Here is a 529-nt window from a genome sequence, read left to right on the forward strand (position 1 = left end):
GTCTGGAAACGGATTTCATCGATCTGGTCCTCGTGCACTCGGACGGCAACGACATGGCCATCCTCGAGCACGAAGAGGTCTACGCCACCCTCGCGGCGCTGAAGGCCGAGGGCAAGATTCGCGGCTTCGGCTTTTCCGGCAAAACCGTCGAAGGTGGGCTGAAAGCGCTGGAGCAAGGCGACTGCGCGATGGTCACCTACAATCTGAACGAACAAAACGAAAAGGCAGTCATTGACTATGCTGCTGCCCACGGCAAAGCGATTCTGGTGAAAAAAGCCTTGGCCAGCGGTCATGTCTGTCTGAGTCCGGGAGTCGATCCGGTGCGCGCCAGCTTCGAGTTGCTGTTCACTCAGCCCGGCGTCGCCAGTGCTATTGTCGGCACAATCAATCCGCTGCACCTCGCCCATAACGTAGCGACCGTTGCCCAGGTCCTGCGTAGTCACTGACGCCGCCCCGCGGCCTTAAGCCAGGAGCCGATATGCCGCGCACGCTCATCCGCAAGAACCCGAGCAACTTCAAGACGCTGCCG

1 protein-coding gene is annotated in these 529 nt (G+C 60.1%); it reads left to right on the plus strand.

The window, feature by feature from the left end:
• A partial coding sequence (locus J5M56_RS24215; RefSeq protein WP_207937970.1) for an aldo/keto reductase occupies positions 1-446 on the plus strand: 446 nt, incomplete at its 5' end.
• Positions 447-529: the final 83 nt, after the last annotated feature.

Origin of the sequence: Pseudomonas sp. 51_B, from assembly GCF_017491595.1 — a bacterium.
GTDB classification, from domain to species: Bacteria; Pseudomonadota; Gammaproteobacteria; order Pseudomonadales; family Pseudomonadaceae; genus Aquipseudomonas; species Aquipseudomonas promysalinigenes.